Here is an 18,948-nt window from a genome sequence, read left to right as displayed (position 1 = left end):
TCAGCATACTGCTATCTTTAAAGAATGCGGCTATTAAGCTGTCATTAAATTGTGTAAGTTTTATCGACACCATTGCAAAAATATTAAGCTAAATCGAATTAATCAGGAAGAAAACAGTTACTTGCTGATACTCAAATACCGCTAGAGCAACGCAATGTATCAGCCAGGCCTGTTTTATTAATATGGCTTAATTTCGGTGGGGTGCAGGTACAAAGTTTGTTGTGGTGGGCCCGGCAGGAACGGGCTGGCATTTCCTGCCACCCAATCAGAATGGCCGCTGCCGTAGTAAGGGGAGAGCGGATGGCCGCTTTGTCCTCCCGGCATCTGAAAATAGCCATTTTCTTCTTCTCCGGGTGCAACTACAAAACGCAGAGATGCACCAAAATTTGGTGTCTGGACACGAGGCATGTGGTGATCTCCAGGCAATTGATCTGCAGGCATATCCAGCCATGCAGTAATCCATGTTGGCAGGGCGCGGCTGAGTGGATGCTGGATAGCGGCAGTATTTTCTTCCCCCCAGCTGCGCGCGCTAATGCCACCTGGCTGCGCTTGCAGCCATTCTGTCACACGCTGTGCACAAGCTGCGAGCATATCGTCCCAGCTATCATCACCGGGGGGCAATAAATGTAGCGGGCGGTGCTTGATCAGCTCCCAGACTGCATGTTCAATCTGACTCAGGCGGGGCAGCACAAAATTAGGGTAATCGAGCTTTACTATTGCCGCGAAGGCACTGAGAGTATGTTCCATAACAGCGTAACGAAAACCGTGCACAACGCGATAAGCTACCGATTGAGGTGATGCGTGGCCATCCCAGTCGCGTAAGGCTTGTTGCATTTCCTGGCGCCACGCAACTGGTGAGGTTTTTTGCAATGTTTCTTCCAGCAATTGTTTCCAGCGAGCAAGCAGCAGTGCGCGATCATCCAGTTGTATGGCCAGCAGATCTTTTGGTGCAGCATGATTGAGCACATGTAATTGATCACGGATCTGCTGACTGCGTGCGCCGAGATCATACCCGCCATCCCCCAGTTTTTTCAGTAAAGTGCCATCAATCATCCTGGAATTGCCATTCCAGAGCCGCATCTCTGGCGGATTGATAACCAATGGATAATCAGCAGGCGCAAGCCAGCTACTCCAACCGATTGTCTGCTGACCCCAATTTGCGGGCAGATTTGCATCATAGCTGCCCATGCGTACAGGAATGCGGCCGGCAATTGTCCAGGCGATATCGCCATTTCTACTGCCTGCAATAAAATTCTGTGCTGGAATGCCCATCCTTTGCGCAATCTTGACTGCTTCTTCCAGATTATCTGCCTGTTCCAATTCAATAATATCAAGGTTGACAGCGTCCGGCTGGAGAGCTGTCCAGACCAGTGCCAGAGGGATGTCATCATAATCTCTAGCAAGGATAGGGCCCCACTCAGTTTCATGGATTTCGAGCTTTTCATCGAGCGCATCACGTACATGCAGCGTTTCTTGCCATACCTTGATTGCTTTCCACTCACCATGATCGGCATAACGGGCGGGGTTATTCGGGTCAGGCTTGACTCTAACCCAGTCGGCAAAATCTCCATAAGAATTGGTGAATCCCCAGGCAATATGACGATTGGAACCGGCAACAATAACCGGGTTACCAGGGAGGCTGACCCCGGTGATATCGATCTTCCGATTCACATGCGAAGGATCCGGATAAACCAGGCGAGTACGAAACCATAAGCCAGGAACGCGCAGAGACAGATGCATGTCATTGGCGACCAATGAGCTGCCATTAGTCAGATTACCCCCAACCGCAAAAGCATTACTGCCGATTGCAGGTAATTCCTGAAAACTGTTATCTGACAAGGTTTGCCGGTTGATTGAGCGCAAATCAATATCGGAAGCAGGAGGATAGGGTGGCCATTCAAATTGGCTGTCATCCAGGGGGGCATCCCATTCCCCGCCGCTGGCAGTCAGAAAACGGTAGGCAGATTCCGGCAGGGAAGCATGCATCATTGATAATCCCAGTTCACGATCAATGCTGTTTTCCTGCAGTGTTATGTGCATAGCAAGCACGATCAGCAGGCTATCTTCGCTACGCCAGGGTCGGGGTGATGTTTGTGTAAGCAGGTAACCAAATTGTTTAATTTTGAGATTGTTCAGCCCAGTATTGACTCCGTCGCGATATGCTTCAAGCAGGCGAAGCTGATCTTGCGGCAGCTTTTGCAGCATTGACTGTGCACGGGTACGCATCCGATAAGCACGCGCCTTGCGATCCACCGGTAATGCGGCCGCGCCGAATAGTTCCGCCAGTTCTCCGGCGGCCTTGCGACGCATCAGATCCATTTCAAAGAAACGTTCCTGCGCATGAATGAAACCCAGGCCGCGCGCCAGATCAAGTCTGTTCTCGGCACTTAGTGTTACCGTGCCGAGTGCATCCCGTTCAACCGTCACCGTATCAGCCAACCCGGGAAGCGGCAGGTTTCCTTCATAAACGGGCAGGCTACCTCTGAGAAATAACCACGCAGCAGCCGGGATAATCGCTATGAGTACGAGCAGAAAAAGCAGAAATTTACGCAACATATCAACAATAAATTTAGAGAAATTGAAACGGGTGGGATTGTAACAATCACGCTGTCTGTTTTTAGAAAGTTTATCCAGAGGTTCCTTAAGTACTTATACTTCGATCACGCGCATACTTGTCCACAATTCCTGTGGATAAGTTTGTGTATAACTTGAGGATGATTGCCTTAAGGGTGTCTTTTCAAACAGGATTTTGAAATCTGCTGAAATTTTGCACACTTATTTTTTTCATTAGAAACAGTATGTTATATTTACAACCAGTATTGACGCGGGTTTGGGGAGTTGTCAATACCTCGGGTAAAAAATGTGGATATTTTTATACCTGTCAAGAGAAATGTTCCTGGCAGATAGAAAAAATTGGAACTTCTATCTTTCTCAAAGCCATAATCAGGCATGAATTTTTGTGTTATTTCTGATTTTAAAGTGAATAGAAAACCATTTTGCGGCAGATCAAACCAATATGGATGATTTCATATCACTGATTCACCAGGTACGCCGGTGTACTTTATGTGCTGAACATTTACCGCTGGGGCCAAAACCAGTATTTCAATTGCATGAATCAGCCCGCATTCTGATTGCCAGCCAGGCACCCGGCAGGCGGGTTCATGAAACCGGAGTGCCGTTTGATGACCCCAGTGGCAACCGGTTGCGCGAGTGGTTGGGCGTGTCTCGTGAAAAATTTTACGATTCGCGTCAGATAGCTATTTTACCCATGGGCTTGTGTTTTCCGGGAACAGGTAAATCCGGTGATTTTCCTCCTCGACCTGAATGTGCGCCTGCATGGCGATCGGAGTTACTGTCATATCTGAAAAGTATCCGGCTGACGCTGCTGGTGGGCCAGTATGCACAAGCTTATTCTTTTGCTAAAGAAAAGGAGGAATCAGGCAGAAAACCTGGTGCATCACTCACTGAAAATATTCGTGCGTGGCGGGAATTTTGGCCAGATGTTGTGCCACTTCCACATCCAAGCCCGCGTAATAATCTCTGGCTGAAGCGTAATCCATGGTTTATGGAAGAAGTTATTCCTGCTCTGCGGGAGCGTGTAGCGGTAATTCTTGAATCAGATAGCTGAGCTGAATTCCGGCTTATGCCGGAATGACGTTGCTGACGTTCATTGCTAATCAGATTGGATTTTACGTTCACGAGAGGTGAGCGAGGATCAGTGTAATTCCCGGTAGATTTTTTCTGCCAGCGCCCGGCTGACCCCTTCTGTCTGCTGCAATTCTTCGATGCTGGCATTTTTTACACCTTTAAGCCCGCCAAAGCGGGTGAGCAGGTTCTGGCGGCGTTTGCTGCCGATGCCGGCAATCTGTTCAAGGGAGGAGGTTTTACGAGTTTTGGCACGTTTTGCTCGATGTCCCTGGATGGCAAAACGGTGTGCTTCATCACGAATCTGCTGGATAAGGTGCAGCGTCGGGTGGTCATTTGGCAGATGCAAGGTTTCTTCCTGCCAGGGGAGGATCAGCTGTTCCAGTCCTGGTTTACGTGTTTCTCCCTTGGCAACGCCCACCAATGGAATGTCGTTTAGTCCCAGTTCTGTCATTACTTCGCTGGCAACGCCTATTTGCCCTTTGCCACCATCAATCAGGATCAGATCGGGCAGCTTTCCTTCTTCCATGGCAATTTTTGCGTAGCGTCGTTGTAATACATCACGCATCGCTGCATAGTCGTTTCCCGGCGTGATACCGGTAATGTTATAACGCCGATATTCACCGTTACGCATGGCATAATGGTCATACACCACGCAGGAGGCAATCGTTGCTTCTCCCATGGTATGGCTGATGTCAAAACATTCGATACGTGCCAGACCTGGCAGATTCAAAACTTCCTGCAGTGCCTGCAACCGCTCTTCCTGGCTGGCTTGCTGGATTTGTTTTTGCTGCAGCGCCAGTTGTGCATTTTCGGTTGCCATGTCCAGCCACTTGCGTCGTTCTCCAATTGGATTGATCGTCAGGGTGACTTTATGACCAGCCTGTTCGGATAGCAATGTTTGCAGGAGTGTCACCCGAATTTTTTTGCCCAGGATGATCAGTGGTGGAACGCTGCGATTCAGGTAATGCTGGCTGACAAAAGCTTCCAGTACAGTGCTGATGTTGTCTTCATGTGTGTTCTGTGGGAAAAAGGTTTTGTCACCCAGATGCCGTCCGCTGCGGATCATGACCAGGTTGACCGCAACAGCATGTTTGTTTGTCCCGGTTGTGCAGGCGATAACATCAGCATCCAGTGCTCTGCCGCTGTCAACAAACTGTTTTTCCTGAATCATGCGTAAAGCCTGCATCTGGTCACGGAACAGCACTGCCTGTTCATACGCTTGCCGATCCGATGCTTCAAACATTTTCTGTTCTATGGTTTTTAATACTTCGTCCTGTTTGCCTTGCAGAAACAGGGCTGCACTGTTGACATCTTCCCGATACGCTTCCGGAGTGATCAGGTTAACGCATGGCGCGCTGCAGCGCTTGATCTGGTGAAGCAGGCATGGCCGTGTACGGTTATTGAACACCGAATTTTCACAGGTGCGCAGGCGAAAAATTTTCTGCAACAGCTGGATGCTGGATTTGACCACGCCTGCATTGGGAAATGGACCAAAATACTGGTGACGGTTATCCAGTGCACCGCGATAAAATGCCAACCTGGGAAAAGCATGATTCGTCAGTAGCAGGTAGGGGTAGGATTTGTCATCCCGGAACAGGATGTTGTAGCGGGGTGCAAGGCTTTTGATCAGATTATTTTCAAGCAGCAGCGCTTCCGCTTCGGAGCGGGTGACTGTCGTCTCAATCCCCATAATCTGCGACACCATGAGCTGGATACGTGGCGACAGATTTGATTTCTGAAAATAGGATGACACCCTTTTCCTCAGATCAATGGCTTTGCCTACATAAATCACATCGCCGGCCGCATTCAGCATGCGATATACGCCCGGCTGTGAAGGGAGCGTCAGAACAAATGCTTTACCGTCAAAAAGGGAATCCGGCAAGACAGAATTACCTCACTATTTGTCGTCACCCAGCAATTTGCCGCCGATTGCCCAGCTTTCATGTGGCATTTCGTCAAAGGCGATATAAACGTAAGATTTAGGCTTGTGCGCGATACGTTCCAGCGTATCGGTAATTTCAGTAGCGATCTGCTGCTTTTGTTCGTTGGTTAGTGTACCAGCCAGCCGGATGTTCACATAAGGCATCTTTATCTCCTGTTATTTATCAAGTTGCAGCCATATCCTGACAAATTCTGTCAAAAATCTGTTCAAACATGGATTCCGTCAGGCGTTTGGTCTGGGTATTGTAGCGACTGCAATGATAGCTGTCATAAAGCCTCAATCCTCCCGCAACAGGGTGAACAGCACCATGACTGAAGGGATAATCTGCTTTTCGATGTTGCAAGGCTGTTAATGTAGCCTGATGGGCAATCGTTCCCAGTGCCAGTAATGCCTGCCCGCCATTGTTCGCAAAATCGTGCAGTTCGGACGCCAAAAAGACATTGCACTGCCGTATTTCTGCCGGTAGTGGTTTGTTGGCAGGTGGTAAACATTTGACTGCATTGGTTATCCGGCAGTTAATCAGGCGAAGTGCATCATCGGCCGCAACAGATTTACTATGGTTGGCGAGGCCAAATTTATGTAATGTTTGATACAGTAAGATACCGGCGTAATCACCGGTAAACGGGCGGCTGGTTCGGTTAGCGCCATGCAATCCGGGTGCGAGCCCGATGATCAGTAACTTTGCTGAAGTATCTCCGAAGGGGGCAACCGGCCGGGCATGATAATCCGGGTGATCCATTTTAACCTGATCCAGATGTTGTGCCAGGCGCGGGCAGTCACGACAATCCTGCTGGAATAGTCTTGATACAGACATGTTGTCCTCTTGTTGTAAAATGGGGGTTACTTACCGCAGCCATGCTATCCATGAATTTCCCTTTCACCACAAAAATTTATACCAGCGTCTCAAGCAAACGGGATATGTATTCGTGGTATATATTCAAATACTGTTTCGCTTGTATGAACAGGCTGGACAAGTTTTTTGACCAGGCAAAATGTAACTGGCGTGCTGCGTTGTTATTGCTCTGTTTGTTGTATTTATCCTGCTGTGGTACTGCTTTGGCAGCTTCTGCCACTGGCAAGGATGCAGAAAAAGAAAAGAAACCGGATCCTGTTGAAGTGACGATTATTGCACCCTCAACTGCCAAAAAGCTGCTGGAAAAATATATTACCCCTCCGGTCAAGCCATTCAAGGATGAAATCAGTCGAGCGGCTTATGCACGCAAAATCAAACAGGAATCCACTGAGCTGCTAGCAACAGAAGGATACTTTACCCCCGAAATTGAATTTGATGAACGGGAAAGTAATAGTAAGGCGTATGAATTGCGCGTTACACCTGGCCCCCGCACACGTGTCACTGCGGTATCTATCGAATTTCGGGGGGATCTGGCGATGGATGAACCTGAACAGCGCGCACGGGTAGAGCAGTTGCGTGCCGAATGGCCATTGCAGCCGGGCAAGATTTTTCGCAGCGCGCGCTGGGAAGATGCTAAATCTGCCCTGCTTTCCAATGTGGCGGATGTAGATTACGCCGCAGCCAGGATCGTTGAGAGCCAGGCAAAAGTGGATCCTGATGCTGCTCAGGCAACCTTGTCGATCATTATTGATTCTGGCCCGGCATTCCGGTATGGCGCGTTACAAATTACCGGACTGGAGCGCTATCAGCTGGATGTGATTCAAAACAGCGTACCTTTCCGTCCGGGTGATCCCTATCGTCGGAATCAGTTGCTTGCTTTCCAGGCAGTGCTGCAAAATGGCCAGTTATTTAACTCGGCTGCTGTCACGATCAAACCCGATCCCGCCTTGCACGAAGCCGTGCCGGTGATCGTCACGCTAACCGAGGCTAAATCCAAACGTTTTGGTGCAGGTGTTGGTTACAGTTCCAATAATGGCGCACGCGGTGAAATCAATTATCGTGATTACAATTTTCTGGGACGTGCCTGGAACTTGGGTAGTCTGCTGCGCCTGGAGCAAAAACGTCAGACGTTTTCCGCCAGAGTGGATACCTTGCCGGATGCCAATCGTTACCAGTATTCATCTGGTGTACGCGTCGAGAAGACTGATATCAAGAACCTGAAAACCTTTAATCAGCGCGTAGATTTTTCAAGAATACGCACTACGGCTCATTCCATTTTGCAAGTGGGCGTCAATTGGCAGCGCGAGGAACGGGAACCTTCTGGCGCACCCAATACCGTGAATGAAACCCTGGCACTGGATTCATGGTATCGCTACCACGATATTGACGATCCGGTAAATGTTCACAGTGGTTTTGTTTCAGAGGTGCGATTGGGTGGCGGTTCCAGCTATGTGCTGTCTGATCGGAACTTTGTCCGCAGCTACCTGCGACATCAACAGTGGTTTCCTGTTGGCCGGCGGGATACATTGTATTTCCGTGCAGAGGCTGGTTATACCCTGGCTTCCTCGCGTCAGGGGATTCCACAGGAATACCTGTTTCGTGCCGGGGGCATTCAATCTATCCGGGGTTACGATTTTCTGAGTCTGGGCGTGCGCGAAGGGAATGCTATTGTTGGCGGACGTGTTGTGGCAACTGGAACGGCTGAATATGTTCACTGGTTCTCGAATGACTGGGGCGGGGCGGCATTTGTTGATGCGGGTGATGCGGCAGACAGGTGGGAAGATTTTAAACTGGCGCTAGGTTACGGGGTGGGTGCACGCTGGCGCAGCCCGGCTGGCCCGTTTGCACTGGATCTGGCCAGGCGGCACGATACCGGCACATTACGGGTGCATTTCTCCATTGCGGTGGCGTTCTGATATGGATCATCAAACAGATAACGAAAATCCGGCAGCGCAATCTTCTGTAAAACCTCCACGGCGTTTCAGGAAATGGCTGTCAGTAATACTGGTCACGTTGATGCTGGCCATGACAGGTGGTTTTTATTGGCTGGTTTTTACTTCTTCCGGCCTGCACTGGTTGTTTGCAACTGCTTCCCGAGCTACGGATGGTGCGCTGACATTTTCAGGTGTATCCGGCAGTTTGCAGCATGCTTTTCATGCGCAGCTCATCACTTTCAAAAGTGATGAGCTGGATGCCCGGGTAGAAAATCTGGATTTTCGCTGGCAACCACAACGCCTGCTAACGGGTAATCTGTTGATTGAAGCGCTGACCATTCAATCGGTTGCAGTACATAGTGCGCCATCTGAAGAAGCTGAAGAGCCAGCTACACAACCTGAAACCCTGTCGCTGCCAATCGGTATGGTAATCGAGAAATTCGGTATCCGCTCCCTCAAGACCTATACATTGGGTAATGATCGGCCAGATCTGGAAATCTCTGATCTTGCCTTGCGGCTGGACAGTGATGGCAAGCGCCATCGTCTGCAAACACTGGCACTTGAACTGGCGCAGGGAAAAATTGCAGGCAATCTGGAGATTGCTCCCGATGCACCGTTTGACCTGACATCACAACTGGTGTTTTACAGCTGGACGAATGCCGTCAATACTGACAATAAACCAAGTTATGCAGTGCTTCAGCTGGGCGGTAACTTGCAACAGGTAAAGGCAAAACTGGCTGTAAAAGATGGTGAATTGAATGGAGCAGGTACTTTTACCATTCGTCCTTTTGATAAATTACCTTTACTTGATGCCCGTCTGGTATTCAATGGACTGAATCCTCATGTTTTTTCTCCAGATCTACCCAAAGCTGATCTGAGTATTCGCAGCTATCTTGAGCAAACACAGGTTGAGCGCCTGGAAGGGCGTATTGCTGTGAGTAATGCTATGGCACATCCGTTGGATCAGGAAGGTATTCCACTGAAAGAGGCACGTTTACAATTTTTATTTACCGGTGATGACATTCAGCTGGATGATATCGCGTTGCGTTTGTCGGAACAGGAAGCTGCGCCTGGCAGCCTGACAGGAAAAGCCAACTGGCAAATCAGCACTAAAACAGGGCAGATAAACATTCAGGTCCGGCAATTGAATCCGGCTTCTTTAAAAAGTGATTTACATCCGGCAAATCTGTCTGGGAATCTGCGTTTTGCAGGCGATCAGGATGCTCAGCAGGGAATGATCAAGCTGCGTGATGAAGCGTTACAAATGAATATGGATATGGCATTGGTGCGTACAGCTTCAACCATCACCATCGGAAAACTTGATCTCACCCGAGGGGATTCCAATCTGTCAGGTCACGGTGCATTGCAGCTGGATGAATCACAGCCCTTTACGTTTGAGGGGTTACTTAAACAGTTTGACGTTTCTGCATTTGCTGATGTGCCATCCTCCAATCTCAATGCCAAATTTAATCTGGGGGGGCAGCTGGTACCACAGCCAATTGCTAATATTGATTTTTCGATTGATCAAAGTCACTTCTCTAACCAGCCGGTGACTGGTCAGGGGGCTTTGGCTTTACTGCAATCCAGGCGAGTTAAAAGTGATACCCGCTTGCGTCTGGGGGATAACCAGCTTGAGATAAAGGGGGCATTGGGCGGTTCAGAGGATCATCTGTCAGTGGTACTGGCTGCACCCAAATTGGCCCAGATCGGATTCGGGCTGCAAGGCGATATGCATTCCCGGATTGAGCTAAGCGGTAAGATTGATCGTCCGGATGTGGCATTTGAGCTTGATTCAGATCATTTCAATTTTGATAATAAACATCAGCTTGCCCAGCTCAAAGTCAAGGGCAGTTTGCGTGGAACTGCCATTCAACTTGATCTTCAGACAGGAGCCTATCAACAAGGTACAGAAATATTCTTGCAGCAATTATCAATCGGATTGGCCGGGACTCAATCAAATCACCAGCTATCGGTCAACAGTCAGATCGACCAGGCAACTGAAGCACAATTTCAGGCAAAAGGAGGGTTGATCACCCGTCATGGGGATGCACAGCATTTTCAATGGGATGGGGTCATCGATAAACTTGCTCTGACTGGCTCGGTACCCCTTGATCTGGTAACTCAGCCAAGTGTCCGGATCAGTCCAGAGGCGGTTGTATTGGGGCATACTCGTATAAAGGTTGCTGCAGGCGATATTAATATTCTTGATGCACGCTGGGCCCCCAAACAATGGTCTACCCGGGGTAATTTTTCCGGTATTGCATTGCAATCGGGCGGGCTGCCTCCGAAAAATTCTGAGCCACTGAAACTGGGTGGAGACTGGCAGTTTGCAGCTGATCGACACTTAACCGGGCGTCTGCATGTACAGCGAGAGAAAGGGGACTTTATCCTGCCGACAGAAACACCGTTTGCATTAGGTTTACAAACGCTTGCACTCAATCTGCTGGCTGAAAATAATAATCTGAACGGACAGTTGGTTATTCGTGGGGAGCACGTCGGCGAAGCCACGGCGAGGGTTAGTATCCCGTTGCAGCCAGCTGGTTCCGCCTGGGAAATCCGGAAAAATGCCCCGTTGAATGGAGATCTGCACCTCAATCTGCCTGATCTTACCTGGGTTGGCTCGGTTATAGGCGATAATCTGCGCAGTGAGGGGCGGCTAGCTGCACGTGCCCGGTTGACAGGAACGCTTGAACAACCCGAGCTGCAGGGCAGTATGACAGGGGATGCATTGGTGATTGCGCTGCTGGATCAGGGGTTGCAATTAAAAGAAGGCAAGCTTGTTGTGGATTTTAACCAGGATAGAGTTTTGCTTGAAACGCTCAATTTTACTGCGCCGCTTGAGAAACCCACGAAGGATAAATTGCTTAAAGGACTGAAGTTGAGGCAGAAGTCCGGCCGGCTAAGTGCGCATGGTAGTGTAGATATCCATAACCAGCACAGTAATCTTGCCATTGAAATTGATCATTTGCCTGTTGCACAACAGGAAGATCGCTGGATCGTCGTTTCCGGAAACAGTTCGGTTGGCTTCAGGGATAATGTACTTGATATCACTGGGAAAATCATGACAGATATTGGCTTTATCAAGCAGCCGGAAGCCGGAATGCCCGGGCTGGCAGATGATGTCATTATTACGGGCAAAGCAGAACCTGAGCCAAAATCCCAGGCTCTGAAAATGAATCTGGATGCAACTCTTGATCTGGGAGATCGGTTCTTTTTACGGGCATCCGGGTTGGAAGGGCGATTAGCCGGCCAACTGCATCTGCACAGCAAACCGGATCAACTACTCAGTGCCGTCGGAACCATCGCCACTCGCGACACCCGCTTTGAAGCCTATGGCCAGCGTTTGCAGGTACGGCGCGGTATTGTGAACTTTGATGGACCACTTGATAATCCGGGGCTAAATATCTTGGCGGTGCGTACAAATCTTCCACCGGGTTCCGAAACCGAAGCATCCAGGAGTATTGATGAACTTTCTCAGAATAGTAGTGTTAACGCATTGACTGTACGCAGCAGCGGTTTGCGTGTGGAAGCCGGTGTGGAGATCACAGGGACAGTCAGGCAGCCTAAAATCAATCTGGTGTCTCAGCCGGAAGTCCCTGATTCTGAGAAGTTGTCCTGGATTGTATTGGGGAGGCCTGCCGATAAAAGCGGTCTGGACAGCGGATTATTGTTGAGTGCGGCTGGCAGTATTCTGGGTGGGTCTGATGAAGGTATTCTGGACAGTATTACCCAAGGGTTGGGTATTGATGATTTCTCAATCCGGCAGCAGGAGGGCGGTTCTTTGACCGATCAGGTGGGCACGATCGGCAAACGGCTTTCATCACGCGCCTACCTGAGTTTCGAGCATGGATTGACTTCTGCATCGGCCGGGATCGCCAAGCTGACTTACAGTTTATTTCCTCATGTTTCAGTGGTGACCCGGGCAGGAGATGACAGTGCGGTTGATCTGTTTTATGACTTTCAGTTTGATTGATCCGTCAGGTTATCGAACATTCCCATAGTTTGTAGTTGCTTTTTTAACTGGCGTTTAGGAACCATCAGATCAGCCAGAGTATAGCTATCAAGCACGGTCATAAACGCCGCGAGCGCTTCCGCGATGATTGAGCGCAACACACAACTGTCGCAGATAATGCATGCATTCTGGTCGCTGAAGCACTCAACGAGATCCATGGAAGCTTCCGTATGACGCATTACTTCACCGATATTGATCATTTCAGGTGCTCGTGCCAGACGAATGCCCCCGTGTTTTCCGCGCAATGTATCCAGGTAGCCGAGTTGGCCTAGATGATGCACGATCTTGACGACATGATTACGTGAAATGCGGTAACAATCAGATATTTCAGTAATGGTAGATAATTTTTCTCTTTTTAAGCCGAGATAAATCAGGATACGCAAAGCGTAATCACTGTAATTCGTCAGTTTCATGAGGCATACCCCCTTTAGTAATAGGCGCGGATAACAATATACCCCCACATTTTATTTCAGCCCGGAAAGCATAGGTGCCGGGAGCAACAGGCTGATTATTTCGTTTTCCCCCGATAAAAGTTATTGACAATTGGATTGATATAAGTAAAATTCGCACAAAGATACATTCTAAATATATCTTTATCGCTGCAAGGAGGGATCTATCAAGTGTTGATGAGGTATTACCACAGTATCTAAGAGAGTTTTGTGCATCAAAGGCGTATTAAATATACACTAAAAGGACCGATTTATGAGAAATTCAAATTCGATATTTCCGCATTACCGATTCATCATCGGCATCATTCTTGGACTGTATGCACTGGTGATGATTCCTGCAACAAGCTGGGCCGAAAAACGTGAATTCGATATGTCAATCGAAGATACCCGGATCGTTCTGGTCGGCAAGAGAGATTTTCACACATTTGCCTTTAATGGCCAGGTTCCTGCGCCGCTTATTCACGTCAAGGAAGACGATGACGTCGTAGTAAACGTGACCAACATGACCACGCTGCCACATACCATCCACTGGCACGGCATGCTTCAGCATGGCTCCTGGCAGAACGATGGCGTTCCTCACGCTACCCAGCATGCGATAGAGCCTGGTGATACGTTTACTTATAAATTCAAGGCAGGACCTTCCGGCACCATGTGGTATCACTGCCACGTCAACGTTAATGAACACGTTACCATGCGTGGCATGTGGGGACCCTTCATTGTGGAACCGAAAAATCCTCTTCCGATCGAGAAAAGGGTAACTAAGGAATACATCATGATGCTTTCCGATTGGGTATCGTCCTGGGCACACAAGCCAGGCGAAGGCGGTATTCCAGGAGATGTATTTGATTACTACACCATCAATGGTAAATCTTTCCCCGAAACACAGCCAATACGTGTCAAAAAAGGTGATGTGATTCGATTACGCCTCATCGGTGCAGGGGATCATGTTCACGCCATTCATACCCACGGACATATCTCGCAAATTGTATTCAAGGATGGATTCCCATTGGCCAATCCGATCCTCGGTGATACCGTCCTCATCGGCCCGGGCGAACGTTATGACGTTATCCTCGAAATGGATAACCCTGGTTTATGGATGATACATGATCACGTTGATACGCATACCACCAATGGAGACAAGCCTGACGGTGGAATCATGACAACCATTGAGTATGAGGAAGTCGGGCTTGACCACGATTTCTATGTATGGAAAGACAAAAAATTTGTACCTGATTTCTACTATGAAGAATCTCTGAAAAAAGACTTCGGAATGCACAATTCCAAAGTTTTCAAAGGGGAACTCATCGAAGAATGATGTGTATGTGTAATACAACAACCAAAGGAGAAGAAATATGATGAAAGCCTATTTGCTTGCGGCGATGATTGGTGCAGGTTTTCTTGCATCATCGCTGACAGCCTCCGCTGCGGACGGATCCGCAATACTGCAATCACAATGCGCTTCCTGTCATGCGCTGACCCAGCCGGAAAACACTTCCCTGGATCGTTTGTGGGAACGTAAAGGGCCGGATCTTTATTACGCCGGAGTTAAATTTAACAAGCCATGGCTGGTGAAATGGCTGCAGGATCCGGCCAGAATTCGCCCGGCTGGTGAGTTCTATCGCAAACATATCAAGAAGGGTGATAAGACGGATGTTGTGGATGAGTCTACGCTCACGGTACATCCAAAACTGGCACAGGCCGATGCTGAAGCAGCTGCTGATGCCTTGCTGGCCCTGAAAGGACCAGAAGGGTTGATCGAGACAGGAAAATACGATGCAGGCAAGAAACCATCTCCAATGGCAAAAATGCTCTTCACCAAACTGCGTGGCTGTTATGCCTGCCATTCAACCGGTGATGGAAAGGGTGGGTTATCTGGCTCGAGCCTAGAAACAGCTGGTGACCGTTTACAGCCTGATTTCATTTACAGCTATATCAAAGATCCGCAGAAAATTGATAAGGGTATCTGGATGCCAAAACTCAAAATTTCCGAGCAGGATTTGCAGAATCTGACCGGCTATATTGCTCAATTGAAAGGAAAGGAGGGTAAATAATGAATATCAGTCGTTCTGTTTCACTGCTTGCAGGAATGAGTTTGATCTTTTTAGGATCACTGGCTACGCCAGTTTCTGCAGCAGATGACCAGTTTAAACATGCCGAAAAACTCTACGATACGTATTGTGCACAATGTCATGGTGCCGATCGTGATGGCAATGGTCTTAACAGTACTTTTATATCTGTTCAGCCGCGCGATCATAGCGATCCGAAGGGTATGGGTGATATTCCCAACGACGAGATTATCGAAGTAATCAAGAAAGGAGGTCTTGCCGCCAATAAATCAGTGTTGATGCCAGCCTGGGGAGAAATTTTCAGTGATGAAGAGGTTGATCAGCTGGCTGCCTACCTGCGTCATATCTGTAAGTGTGGTTCAAATTAATTAAAAGCTGATCTGTAAATAAAGTAGAGGAAGAAAATAATATGAAATATAAGAAATTATTTAATGCAAGTTTTGCTGCACTGGCAGCCAGTGTTGCCCTGCCAGGATTTCATGCAGAAGCCGTAGCTAAAACGGTACCAGTCACGATTCATGCAGTGGAAAAAGATGTGGCCTACGATAATAAGGGCAGCACCTATCATGCATGGACTTTTGGTGGTGTTGTTCCGGGTCCGGTTGTGCGTGTTACTGAAGGTGACACAGTCGAATTTACTCTGGTGAATGAAGAAAGTAATAAAAACTCACATAGTATGGATTTTCATGCCGCCAGAGTGGACGTAGTAACGGATTTTGATTCTGTCAAACCAGGCGAAACAAAAAAATTCACTTTTACTGCTGATAATCCAGGTGTGTTCTTTTATCACTGTGGTTCGGATCCGATGATTCAGCATATCGCCCGTGGTATGTATGGCGTTATTATTGTCGATCCGAAGGATGAGAATGCTTTGCCCAAGGCTGATCGTGAATATGTGCTGATTCAGGCCGAGCACTACGAAAATCCGGATGACAAAACAGCCATGATGAAGAATCAGTGGTCCAATGCCGTTTTTAATGGTGGCGTTTTCAAATACGATCCGGTACATGATCCGGAAGCGACACGCTGGTTGCAAGCCAAGCCGGGTGAGCGGGTTCGTATCTACTTTGTCAACGCTGGACCCAATGAATTTTCCTCACTGCATCCTATCGCCGGGATCTGGGAAAATGTCTACGCCAGTGGAAATCCCAAGAATGTCCAGTATGCATTGCAATCCTATACGATTGGACCAGGTGATGCGGCAACACTTGATCTGATTTCTCCAGTTGCAGGCGCTAATGCAATCGTTGACCATGCCATGAATCATGCATTGACTGGCGCAATCGCCGTAATCATGTTTAGTGATGATGCTGATCCGGAAGCTGGTAAAGGTGACAATATCCTGGTCAGATAAGCTGCTGTAATAACATTGTGTAACTGTAGCATCATGGGGCTGTACTTCAGGGCTCCATGAAATATCCTCTTCAGGATAGCAACATAATACCCATTGTCAGGCAACGGCAATACGAGTATCAGCGGCAATGCGAGAGTGGATGTATCCAAGCGCCTGCTCCACCTGATCAATCAGAATAAGGCAAAGCTCCCCGGCTTCCAGATTGGTCAATGCGGTATCAATCGCCTTGAACTCACCACGAATTTCACTGACTTTGCGTACGCGTTTTGCATTTTCCAGGCCTTCTCGCAATAACCCAAGCACTTCACCATCAGCACGTCCACGCTGGCACTTATCCTGAAATAAAACAACCTCATCAAAGACATCACCCAGAATCTGTGTTTGTAACCGAATATCTTCATTCCGGCGATCTCCAGCTGCACTGATGACGACTGTACGTTTCTTGGCCGGGATATGATCAATGGCACATACCAGTGCTTCCATCGCATCCGGGTTATGTCCGTAATCCGCAATTAGCGTGGCTTCACGATAATTAAACAGATTAAATCTGCCCGGGACAGTCTGCGCATCACTGACAAAATTGGCCAGGCCCGCGCAAATAGTTGACCAATCCAGCCCGGATGCTAATCCTGCACCGATAGCCGCCATGACATTCTCAATCTGGAAGCTGATCATTCCATTCTTCGTCAGCTGGATGTTACTGAGAGGTATCCGCCGTTCGGTTCCGGCTTCCGTTACAACAATATGCTGTTCTTCCAGGTAGATCACACGTTTTCCCTGGATGCGTTGTTCCAGAATCGCCGGATGACGGCTATTGCAGGAAAAAAATGTGACAGAACCCGGGCAGTGGCTTGCCATACCGAGAACCAGTGGATCGTCAGCATTCAATACGGCAACACCTTTCTCCGGATTGACGTTTTCCACGATAGTACGTTTGACAGCCGCCAATTCCTCGGCTGTATTAATATTAGCCAGACCAAGATGATCTCCCCGGCCAATATTCGTAACAACTGCCACATCACAGTAATCAAAACCCAAACCTTCACGCAGAATGCCGCCACGTGCAGTTTCCAGCACTGCAGCATCAACATCGGGGTGAAACAGAATATTCCTGGCACTCTTGGGGCCGCTGCAGTCGCCCGTATCCACACACTGATTATTAACAAATACACCATCTGTGCAGGCAATACCAACCCGCATCCGGTTGTGTTCCAGTATGTTGGCAATCAAGCGTGCCGTAGTAGTTTTTCCATTGGTGCCGGTTACTGCGATCACTGGAATACGGGCATCTTCATCCTGTGCAAACAGATGATTGACGATAGCCTCTCCCACTGCGCGCGGCTTGCCGAATGAAGGTTGCAGATGCATGCGCAAACCCGGTGCGGCGTTGATTTCGATGATTGCGCCACCCTGTTCTTCCAGTGGTTGCGAGATGTTGCTGCATATTACGTCGATACCACAGATATCAATGCCAACCATTCGGGCAGCCATCACTGCGCAATCAGCAATATCCGGATGAACTTCATCCGTTACATCTCTTGCTGTTCCCCCGGTAGAGAGATTGGCATTGTTACGCAATACTATTTTCCTGTCTTTTTCAGGGACAGAGGTGGCGCCCAATCCTTGCGATGCAAGGTGTGCAAGAGAAATTTCATCCAAATGAATTTTGGTCAGCAGATTTGCATGGCCTTCGCTGCGCAACGGGCTGCTATTGATCTGATTCACCAGCTGGGCAATATTGTGAGTACCATCACCCACCACCTGGGGTGGATCACGTCTTGCGGCTGCAACCAACTTGTTGCCTACGACCAACAATCGGTAATCGTATCCGCTTACGTAACGTTCAACCAATATACTGCTACTTTCCTCTGCTGCGACATGATAGGCAGTTCTTATCTGATCACGATCAGTGAGGTTGGCTGTAACCCCTCTACCATGGTTCCCATCCTGCGGCTTGACAACGACAGGCGCGCCAATTTCGCAGGCTGCTACCCAGGCATCATCAGCACTGATCACCGGTCTCCCGGTCGGAACGGGAATGCCGGCTGCGTGTAAAAGTATCTTGGTCAGATCCTTGTCTTGTACAACGGATTCTGCCACCACACTGGTTTGATCGCTTTCAGAAGCCAGAATACGCCGCTGCCGGCTTCCCCAGCCAAATTGAACCAGACTTCCATCAGTCAGACGGCGATATGGAATCTTGTGTCGGACAGCCGCCTGCACGATCGAGTTTGTACTAGGTCCCAGACGAACATCCTCGTACAGTTCATGTAAACGGATTATTGTTTCAGCAACATTGAATGGGGCAGATTCTGCTGCTGCCTGATATAACGCAAGAGCTTGTTCAAATGCCATTCTTCCAACGGCTTCTTCAGTGTATTCCACGACGATACGACAAATATTCGGCTCGGCCATTCTGACCACACAACTGAAGCTTACGGGGCAACCGGCCTGTTCTTGCAGTTTCAGGGCAATAAATGCCAGAATATTGGCTGGTGTTGTCTCTTGCCAATCAATTGGCTGCAGCTGTGCAATATCCGGGAAATAGCTACATAAGCGCTCTTCCAGGGAGGAAATAGTGTCAGGCGTGTGTTTATTCTGTTCCAGATCTAGTGTGGCTTCGATGGCGGTACGTTTTCCCCAGACGTTGGGTCCCCGCAGTGCACGAACTTGTAATACCTTCATGGATA

13 protein-coding genes are annotated in these 18,948 nt (G+C 48.7%); 7 read left to right on the top strand and 6 right to left on the bottom strand.

Features of this window, described 5'->3' with window-relative positions; genetic code table 11:
- Positions 1-177: 177 nt before the first annotated feature.
- Positions 178-2,556, bottom strand: a complete 2,379-nt coding sequence (locus BM331_RS03380) for a penicillin acylase family protein (RefSeq protein WP_074927071.1) — start codon at positions 2,554-2,556, stop codon at positions 178-180.
- Between the two features lie 460 nt (positions 2,557-3,016).
- On the opposite strand from BM331_RS03380, the gene BM331_RS03375 reads away from it, so the two are divergent.
- Positions 3,017-3,628: a uracil-DNA glycosylase family protein gene (locus BM331_RS03375; protein ID WP_074927069.1), complete on the top strand. Its 612-nt coding sequence runs from the start codon at positions 3,017-3,019 to the stop codon at positions 3,626-3,628.
- An 87-nt stretch (positions 3,629-3,715) separates the two neighbouring features.
- Here BM331_RS03375 and uvrC read toward each other — a convergent pair whose 3' ends face one another.
- Genes uvrC through BM331_RS03360 form a run of 3 tightly spaced genes read right to left on the bottom strand, consistent with a single transcriptional unit; the run spans position 3,716 to position 6,404 of the window.
- Complete coding sequence (gene uvrC / locus BM331_RS03370; RefSeq protein WP_074927067.1) at positions 3,716-5,530, bottom strand: excinuclease ABC subunit UvrC; 1,815 nt, start codon at positions 5,528-5,530, stop codon at positions 3,716-3,718.
- A 15-nt stretch (positions 5,531-5,545) separates the two neighbouring features.
- On the bottom strand, positions 5,546-5,734 hold the full coding sequence (locus tag BM331_RS03365) for a tautomerase family protein (RefSeq protein ID WP_074927065.1): 189 nt from the start codon (positions 5,732-5,734) through the stop codon (positions 5,546-5,548).
- A 19-nt stretch (positions 5,735-5,753) separates the two neighbouring features.
- On the bottom strand, positions 5,754-6,404 hold the full coding sequence (locus BM331_RS03360) for a uracil-DNA glycosylase (protein WP_074927062.1): 651 nt from the start codon (positions 6,402-6,404) through the stop codon (positions 5,754-5,756).
- A 143-nt stretch (positions 6,405-6,547) separates the two neighbouring features.
- Between BM331_RS03360 and BM331_RS03355 the strand changes: the two genes are divergently transcribed.
- The gene (locus BM331_RS03355) at positions 6,548-8,359 is read left to right on the top strand and encodes an autotransporter assembly complex protein TamA (RefSeq protein ID WP_256214797.1); all 1,812 of its coding nucleotides are present in this window, start codon (positions 6,548-6,550) and stop codon (positions 8,357-8,359) included.
- Position 8,360: 1 nt separating this feature from the next.
- Positions 8,361-12,350 carry a translocation/assembly module TamB domain-containing protein gene (locus tag BM331_RS03350; RefSeq protein ID WP_074927060.1) on the top strand — a complete coding sequence of 1,330 codons (3,990 nt, stop codon included), beginning with the start codon at positions 8,361-8,363 and terminating at the stop codon, positions 12,348-12,350.
- Here the strand turns inward: BM331_RS03350 and BM331_RS03345 are convergent.
- Positions 12,338-12,802, bottom strand: coding sequence for an RrF2 family transcriptional regulator (locus BM331_RS03345; RefSeq protein ID WP_074927058.1), 465 nt, complete (start codon positions 12,800-12,802; stop codon positions 12,338-12,340). The genes BM331_RS03350 and BM331_RS03345 overlap by 13 nt on opposite strands.
- A 289-nt stretch (positions 12,803-13,091) precedes the next feature.
- Between BM331_RS03345 and BM331_RS03340 the strand changes: the two genes are divergently transcribed.
- From BM331_RS03340 to BM331_RS03325, 4 genes are read left to right on the top strand one after another with little or no spacing between them, the layout of a single operon-like run.
- Positions 13,092-14,153: a multicopper oxidase domain-containing protein gene (locus BM331_RS03340; RefSeq protein ID WP_074927056.1), complete on the top strand. Its 1,062-nt coding sequence runs from the start codon at positions 13,092-13,094 to the stop codon at positions 14,151-14,153.
- Positions 14,154-14,190: 37 nt separating this feature from the next.
- Complete coding sequence (locus tag BM331_RS03335) at positions 14,191-14,889, top strand: c-type cytochrome (RefSeq protein WP_218154543.1); 699 nt, start codon at positions 14,191-14,193, stop codon at positions 14,887-14,889.
- Positions 14,889-15,272, top strand: coding sequence for a c-type cytochrome (locus BM331_RS03330; protein WP_074927054.1), 384 nt, complete (start codon positions 14,889-14,891; stop codon positions 15,270-15,272). Before BM331_RS03335 ends, BM331_RS03330 begins: the two co-directional genes overlap by 1 nt.
- Before the next feature lie 41 nt (positions 15,273-15,313).
- Positions 15,314-16,258 carry a multicopper oxidase domain-containing protein gene (locus BM331_RS03325; RefSeq protein ID WP_074927052.1) on the top strand — a complete coding sequence of 315 codons (945 nt, stop codon included), beginning with the start codon at positions 15,314-15,316 and terminating at the stop codon, positions 16,256-16,258.
- A gap of 96 nt (positions 16,259-16,354) precedes the next feature.
- On the opposite strand, the gene cphA is transcribed toward BM331_RS03325, so the two are convergent.
- The gene (gene cphA / locus BM331_RS03320) at positions 16,355-18,943 is read right to left on the bottom strand and encodes a cyanophycin synthetase (protein WP_074927050.1); all 2,589 of its coding nucleotides are present in this window, start codon (positions 18,941-18,943) and stop codon (positions 16,355-16,357) included.
- Positions 18,944-18,948: the final 5 nt, after the last annotated feature.

The sequence above is a fragment of the Nitrosomonas eutropha genome, from assembly GCF_900116685.1.
GTDB lineage: Bacteria > Pseudomonadota > Gammaproteobacteria > Burkholderiales > Nitrosomonadaceae > Nitrosomonas > Nitrosomonas eutropha_A.
Note: the sequence above shows the minus strand (reverse complement) of the source record. Positions and strands in the feature narration are given on the sequence as shown.

What these genes read in the sequence shown, in the direction of transcription:
- BM331_RS03380 (WP_074927071.1), bottom strand. Translation starts at nt 2,556, where the DNA reads ATGTTGCGTAAATTTCTGCTTTTTCTGCTCGTACTCATAGCGATTATC.
- BM331_RS03375 (WP_074927069.1), top strand. Translation starts at nt 3,017, where the DNA reads ATGGATGATTTCATATCACTGATTCACCAGGTACGCCGGTGTACTTTA.
- BM331_RS03365 (WP_074927065.1), bottom strand. Translation starts at nt 5,734, where the DNA reads ATGCCTTATGTGAACATCCGGCTGGCTGGTACACTAACCAACGAACAA.
- BM331_RS03360 (WP_074927062.1), bottom strand. Translation starts at nt 6,404, where the DNA reads ATGTCTGTATCAAGACTATTCCAGCAGGATTGTCGTGACTGCCCGCGC.
- BM331_RS03355 (WP_256214797.1), top strand. Translation starts at nt 6,548, where the DNA reads ATGAACAGGCTGGACAAGTTTTTTGACCAGGCAAAATGTAACTGGCGT.
- BM331_RS03350 (WP_074927060.1), top strand. Translation starts at nt 8,361, where the DNA reads ATGGATCATCAAACAGATAACGAAAATCCGGCAGCGCAATCTTCTGTA.
- BM331_RS03345 (WP_074927058.1), bottom strand. Translation starts at nt 12,802, where the DNA reads ATGAAACTGACGAATTACAGTGATTACGCTTTGCGTATCCTGATTTAT.
- BM331_RS03340 (WP_074927056.1), top strand. Translation starts at nt 13,092, where the DNA reads ATGAGAAATTCAAATTCGATATTTCCGCATTACCGATTCATCATCGGC.
- BM331_RS03335 (WP_218154543.1), top strand. Translation starts at nt 14,191, where the DNA reads ATGATGAAAGCCTATTTGCTTGCGGCGATGATTGGTGCAGGTTTTCTT.
- BM331_RS03330 (WP_074927054.1), top strand. Translation starts at nt 14,889, where the DNA reads ATGAATATCAGTCGTTCTGTTTCACTGCTTGCAGGAATGAGTTTGATC.
- BM331_RS03325 (WP_074927052.1), top strand. Translation starts at nt 15,314, where the DNA reads ATGAAATATAAGAAATTATTTAATGCAAGTTTTGCTGCACTGGCAGCC.
- cphA (WP_074927050.1), bottom strand. Translation starts at nt 18,943, where the DNA reads ATGAAGGTATTACAAGTTCGTGCACTGCGGGGACCCAACGTCTGGGGA.